The sequence below is a fragment of the Pseudomonas sp. PS01303 genome (genome assembly GCF_029959385.1).
GTDB classification, from domain to species: Bacteria; Pseudomonadota; Gammaproteobacteria; order Pseudomonadales; family Pseudomonadaceae; genus Aquipseudomonas; species Aquipseudomonas rustica.
Window position 1 is genome coordinate 1 of the sequence record NZ_JASCPK010000217.1, and the last position, 6,907, is coordinate 6,907.

The window sequence follows — 6,907 nt, forward strand, 5'->3', positions numbered from 1 at the left end:
AGCAGGCTCACTCCTACAGGGGAACGCATTCCAAATGTAGGAGTGAGCCTGCTCGCGATGGGGCCAGCAAAATCACTAAATTTCTCAACGTCGTTCCTGATTACGCGGCCAACTCAAACTAAAACACGCCCCGCCCAAACTCTTGCTCTTGCCAATCAACGCCCGGCCGTCGTGCCAGTGAATAATCCGTCGCACAATCGACAACCCCAGTCCATGCCCACCCGACGCGCGCGTGCGGCTGTCATCCAGGCGCAGAAACGGCGTGAAGATTTTCTCCCAGGCAACTTCCGGCACACCCGGCCCGTCATCCTCAACGTCGACCCGGCAACGCAATTGCCCGACCTGATAACTCACCGTCACGTTCGAACGGGCATGGCGCATGGCATTGCTCACCAGATTCTGCAACGCGCGGTGCAGATAACGCGGCTCAGCCTCGACCCAGGCATCGTCATTGTCCGCCGCTGACAGACACAGACCGCGCTGCACCGTGACTTCGGCGCGCAACGGCGCCAATTCTTCGATGACCTGATTGACCAGCGCATCCAGATCAATCCGCTGGAAGGTCAGCGCCGGTGAGCCCTGCTCCAGTCGTGCGTAGGTGAGCATCTCATCGACCAGCTTATCGAGATCCTCGATGTCGTGATCCATGCCTTCGCGGTATTTTTCCAGCGCTTGCGGGGTGGTCGCCGAGCCGATCATTTCCAGACCGAAACGCAGACGCGCCACCGGCGTGCGCAACTCATGGGACACCGCGCGCACCAGTTCACGCTGAATCGCCAGCAGTTGTTGCAAGTGCTCGGCCATGCCATTGAACGCCGCCGCCAGCCGCCCCACCGAGTCGGCACCGCGCGCCGGCACACGGGTTTCCAGACTGCCTTTGGCGATGCGCGTGGCCGCTGCTTCGAGACCGCGTAAACGCCGTTCGAGTTGGCGCACCAGCAAGTAAACGATCAAGCCGATCAGGCTCAGCCCGAGCGCGGCGATCAGCACCAGCCACTCCGGCGGATAGGGATTCATCTGGTACAGCGGGCCGATCTCCAGCACCCACGGCGTGCCGACCATACCGGCGAACACACGGATCGAATCGCCGCCCTTACCCAGCGCCATCACCGTGTCGCCTTCGGCCACGCGGCGGCTCTGGTCTTCGTCCATGTCGGCGTCATCCACCGTGACCAAACGCAAATCGAATCCGAAGCCCTTCTCTTCCTTTATCTGCGCCAGCCGTTTCGGTTGGTCGGCGACCGGCACGCGCACCAGCTCATCGGCGAGCAGGTAAATAGTCGCGCGCGCCAGTTGCTCGCTGATCTGCTGCACCTCGCCTACGAGCACAAGCTGCTCTTTGTCGCTGACCAGTCGATAGACCTTCGCCGCGTGCGGGCCGGTCTGCTCGACCAAAGCCTGACCGCGCTGCACGCGGGTGCGCTGGGTCAGGTCGAGATCGGTGTCGGCAAACTTCTTCAGCGCCAGCGGAATCCCCAGCAACCGCTCCCACACCAACAGTGCGCGATGGCGTTCGGTTTCGTTCATCGGTTGCAGGTTGCTGGCCATCAGCGAGAACGTGCCGTGGGCCAGACGCTCGCGGTACTGCTCGCTGCGCACTTGGTTGAGCAGGTTAAGCGCCAGCACGCCGAGCACTGCCACCAGAATGATCGCTGCGCACATGCCGCCGTAGATGCGCAGGAAGATCGAGTTCACAGCGGCAGGTCTACGCAGGCTTCAGGGACGAACAGGTAGCCTTTGCTGCGCACGGTTTTGATCAGGCGTGGATGGTCGGGGTCGTCGCCGATTTTCGGGCGGATGCGCGAGATGCGCACATCGATCGAGCGATCCTGGCCGTCGTAACCGATGCCGCGCAAAGCAGTGAAGATTTCTTCCCGCGAGAGAATGCGCCCGGCGTTGGAGACCAGCAGCCAGAGCAGATCGAATTCGGCGCTGGTCAGTTCGATGCCGTTATCGCTGAGCCAGGCTTCGCGCAATGCATTGTCGACCACCAGCGGGCCGAATTGCAGGCGACGGCTTTTTTCGCTGGTCGGCTCGGGTGAGTCACTGCGTCGCAGCAACGCCTGAATCCGCGCCAATAACAAACGCGGGCGCACCGGTTTGCACACGTAATCGTCGGCGCCGAGGTCGAGGCCCTGAATCTGATCGGCGTCGTCGGTGCGCGCGGTGAGCATCAGGATCGGCCCGTCGTAACGGTCGCGGACTTTGCGGCAGATGCTCAGGCCATCTTCGCCGGGCAGCATCAGGTCGAGGATCACCAGATCCGGTTGTTCGTTAATGATCCGCGCCGCCGCGAGGGCACCGTTGCCTTCGATTTCCACGCGCAGTCCATTGGCTTGCAGGTAGTCGCGCGTGAGTTCGGCCAGTCGCTGGTCATCCTCGACGATCAATACCTGCCAGGCTTGTTGCTCCACCGGTGACCTCTGCTTTCTATTGTTATTAATAAAGGAAGACGATTGCCCGAATCCAGACGATCCCCTGTAGGAGCCGTCGATTGAAACGAGGCTGCGATCTTTTGATTTTGTTTTTATCAAGATCAAAAGATCGCAGCCTTCGGCAGCTCCTACGGGGGATCCTCTCGTGCTTTTGTCGCGCTCACATGGCCCGATTGTATAAACGGCGTACAGCCAGAACACAAGTCGGTAAATGCGTTCGGACAAGGCGATTTTTTGTGGTAGGGTTCGCGCCCTTAAAAATCCGCTGAAGCGTTTTTCCCGGTGAGAAAACGGTGACAAACGGTCTAGCTCAGCAGGTTCGCGGCCTACACGAGAATTCCACCTTTCTTACACAATTTACGCACAGGTTTATCCACAGGTAGTACGTTGCAACACCCCTCGAAACGCATTATCTTGTAGCACGGCGCAAAAAAAACCCTACATATAGGGTTTTTGACTGAAAAGCCCAACCACATTTCAGACCTGAAACTCAAGCGATTTATTGCCGGTTTCCGGTTGAACCAAGCAAGTTTTCTGAAGACCAAACCGCACTTGCGGATGGCACCGTTTTTCAGGTCGGAAACGACCGAAACGGTACGGGTGTTGCAGTCATTACTGTCACCCGGGATGGAACCCGGCTCGAGCCTTGGCTCGCAGCCAAAAACTTCGGCAGGGACGCGGCGTCATTAGCCTTTTTCCTACTGGTCCGAAGTTGTTATGCCCGACGCCCGTCGGTTGTAGTGCTTCTGGCCAGAACGGTGGGCACCATGATGGTGCCCAAACAAACTAGAGAATGTGGAGATCACCCCCCATGCAAACCGACACAACTCGCGAGAACCCGCAGGGCACCTTGCCGCAGGCCGCTGATTCGAATTCGGATCTGGCAGCCACCGCGCCTGGTCAACTGCGCGTGATCAAGCGTAATGGCACTGTCGTTCCTTACACCGATGACAAGATCACCGTCGCTATCACCAAAGCGTTCCTCGCAGTTGAGGGCGGCACCGCTGCCGCCTCGTCGCGAATCCACGACACTGTTGCCCGCCTGACCGAACAAGTCACCGCGACCTTCAAGCGTCGCATGCCTTCGGGCGGCACCATCCACATCGAAGAAATCCAGGACCAGGTTGAACTGGCCCTGATGCGTGCCGGCGAGCAGAAAGTGGCGCGCGACTACGTGATCTACCGTGACGGTCGTTCGAAAGAACGCGCTGCCCACGCCCCGACCGAAGAAGCGGTCAACGCTCACCCGTCGATCCGTATCACCCGCACTGACGGCAGCCTGGCGCCGCTGGACATGGGCCGCCTGAACACCATCGTCACCGAAGCGTGCGAAGGTCTGGAAGAAGTTGACGGCGACCTGATCCAGCGTGAAACCCTGAAAAACCTGTACGACGGCGTGGCCCTGACCGACGTCAACACCGCCCTGGTGATGACCGCCCGTACTCTGGTTGAGCGCGAGCCGAACTACTCGTTCGTCACCGCCCGCCTGCTGATGGACACCCTGCGTGCCGAAGGCCTGGGCTTCCTCGGTGTGGCCGAAAGCGCTACTCACCACGAAATGGTCGACCTGTACGCCAAAGCACTGCCGGCTTACATCGCCAAAGGTATCGAGTTCGAACTGCTGAACCCTGTGCTGGCCACCTTCGACCTGGAAAAACTGGGCAAGGCGATCAACCACGAGCGCGATCAGCAATTCACCTACCTGGGCCTGCAAACCCTGTACGACCGTTACTTCATCCACAAGGACGGTATCCGCTTCGAACTGCCGCAGATTTTCTTCATGCGCGTGGCCATGGGCCTGGCGATCGAAGAGAAGCAGAAAGAAGACCGTGCGATCGAGTTCTACAACCTGCTGTCGTCCTTCGACTACATGTCGTCGACGCCGACCCTGTTCAACGCCGGCACCCTGCGTCCACAGCTGTCGAGCTGCTACCTGACCACCGTGCCGGATGACCTGTCGGGTATCTACCACGCGATCCACGACAACGCCATGTTGTCGAAATTCGCCGGTGGCCTGGGCAACGACTGGACACCGGTGCGTGCACTGGGTTCGTACATCAAAGGCACCAACGGCAAGTCGCAAGGCGTGGTTCCATTCCTGAAAGTCGTGAACGACACCGCCGTCGCCGTTAACCAGGGTGGCAAGCGCAAAGGCGCTGTCTGCGCTTACCTGGAAACCTGGCACATGGACATCGAGGAGTTCATCGAACTCCGCAAGAACACCGGTGATGATCGTCGTCGTACCCACGACATGAACACTGCCAACTGGATCCCTGACCTGTTCATGAAGCGTGTCTTCGACGACGGCAAGTGGACTCTGTTCTCGCCATCCGAAGTACCGGACCTGCACGACCTGACCGGTAAAGCCTTCGAAGAGCGTTACGAGTACTACGAAGCCCTGACCGAATACCCAGGCAAGGTTCGTCTGTTCAAGACCATTCAGGCCAAAGACCTGTGGCGCAAAATGCTCTCCATGCTGTTTGAAACCGGCCACCCATGGCTGACCTTCAAAGACCCGTGCAACCTGCGCAGCCCGCAGCAGCACGTCGGCGTGGTTCACAGCTCGAACCTGTGCACCGAAATCACCTTGAACACCAACAAGGACGAAATCGCCGTTTGCAACCTGGGCTCGATCAACCTGCCGAACCACATCGTCAACGGCAAGCTGGACACCGCCAAGCTGGAACGCACCGTGAACACTGCCGTTCGCATGCTCGATAACGTTATCGACATCAACTACTACTCGGTGCCACAAGCGAAGAACTCCAACTTCAAGCACCGTCCGGTCGGTCTGGGCATCATGGGCTTCCAGGACGCTTTGTACCTGCAGCACATCCCTTACGGTTCCGACGCTGCCGTCGAATTCGCCGACAAGTCGATGGAAGCGGTCAGCTACTACGCAATCCAGGCTTCCTGCGACCTGGCCGACGAGCGCGGTGCGTACGAGACGTTCCAGGGTTCGCTGTGGTCCAAAGGCATCCTGCCACTGGATTCGCAACAGATCCTGATCGAGCAACGTGGCCAGAAGTACATCGACGTTGACCTGAACGAATCCCTGGACTGGGCACCGGTTCGCGCCCGTGTACAGAAAGGCATTCGTAACTCCAACATCATGGCCATCGCACCGACCGCGACCATCGCCAACATCACTGGCGTCTCGCAGTCGATCGAACCGACTTATCAGAACCTGTATGTGAAATCGAACCTGTCGGGCGAATTCACCGTGATCAACCCGTACCTGGTTCGCGACCTCAAGGCTCGCGGTCTGTGGGACTCGGTCATGATCAACGACCTGAAGTACTACGACGGTTCGGTTCAGCAAATCGAGCGCATCCCGCAAGAACTCAAAGAGCTCTACGCGACTGCCTTCGAAGTGGACACCAAGTGGATCGTTGACGCGGCCAGCCGTCGTCAGAAGTGGATCGACCAGGCCCAATCGCTGAACCTGTACATCGCTGGCGCATCGGGCAAGAAACTCGACGTGACCTACCGCATGGCTTGGTACCGTGGCCTGAAAACCACCTACTACCTCCGTGCCCTGGCCGCAACCAGCACCGAGAAGTCGACCATCAGCACCAGCAAGCTGAACGCTGTATCCAGCGGCGGCAACCACGGTGATGATTCGGTCCTGGCTGCTCCAGCCGGCCCGGCGCCAGTGCCAAAAGCCTGCGCGATCGACGAGCCGGATTGCGAAGCTTGCCAATAAGCTGAGCGAAATCAGGTGTTGAAAAATGCCTGATTGAAAAAGCCCCTGACAGACCTCTGGTTTGTTGGGGGCTTTTTTTTGGCTGGTTGAAATGGATTGAATATGAACAGCTATCGCCAGCAGGCTCACTCCCCCAATCAAATCAAAAGCAAACCCTCACCCTAGCCCTCTCCCAGAGGGAGAGGGGACTGACCGGGGTGTTTGGGCAAGATGCACCGACATGAAATACCGAATTGAATTTGAGCTTCAAATCCAAATCAAGAGCCCCTCACCCTAGCCCTCTCCCGGAGGGAGAGGGAACTGACCGGGGTGTTTGGGCAAGATGCACCGACATGAAATACTGAGTTGAATTTGAGCTTCAAATCCAAATCAAGAGCCCATCACTAGCCCTCTCCCGGTGGGAGAGGGAACTGACCCCGTGGATTGGGAGAGGTACGCCGACATGAAATACCGAGCCGACCACAAATCCTGAGAAGCCCAAAAATCGGCTCCCTCTCCCTCTCCCTCTCCCTCTCCCTCTCCCTCTCCCTCTCCCTCGGGAGAGGGCTGGGGTGAGGGGCGAATCCAACGAAAATCAAAAGCCGACCACGCTGTGCTCTTCACCACTCAACACGATGAGCGCAAGCTCGGGTGCAGCTTTTGATCTTAGAGCCCGTCGGGAGGCTGAGTGGAGGGATTCATACGGGGAAAGCATCGAGAGGAGGTGCAGCGAAGCAAACCGTAGGCGATGCCCCCGGATGAACCCGGAGCGAAGGAACCCGAGCCT

General features: G+C 58.7%; 3 protein-coding genes. 1 reads left to right on the forward strand and 2 read right to left on the reverse strand.

Annotated elements, in window-relative coordinates; translation table 11 throughout:
• Positions 1-84: 84 nt before the first annotated feature.
• Positions 85-1,695 carry an ATP-binding protein gene (locus QMX93_RS29040; protein WP_212548937.1) on the reverse strand — a complete coding sequence of 537 codons (1,611 nt, stop codon included), beginning with the start codon at positions 1,693-1,695 and terminating at the stop codon, positions 85-87.
• Positions 1,692-2,414, reverse strand: coding sequence for a response regulator (locus QMX93_RS29045; protein WP_159812697.1), 723 nt, complete (start codon positions 2,412-2,414; stop codon positions 1,692-1,694). Before QMX93_RS29045 ends, QMX93_RS29040 begins: the two co-directional genes overlap by 4 nt.
• A gap of 832 nt (positions 2,415-3,246) precedes the next feature.
• Between QMX93_RS29045 and QMX93_RS29050 the strand changes: the two genes are divergently transcribed.
• On the forward strand, positions 3,247-6,141 hold the full coding sequence (locus tag QMX93_RS29050) for a ribonucleoside-diphosphate reductase subunit alpha (protein WP_159812699.1): 2,895 nt from the start codon (positions 3,247-3,249) through the stop codon (positions 6,139-6,141).
• Positions 6,142-6,907 lie beyond the last annotated feature (766 nt).

What these genes read in the sequence shown, in the direction of transcription:
- QMX93_RS29050 (WP_159812699.1), top strand. Translation starts at nt 3,247, where the DNA reads ATGCAAACCGACACAACTCGCGAGAACCCGCAGGGCACCTTGCCGCAG.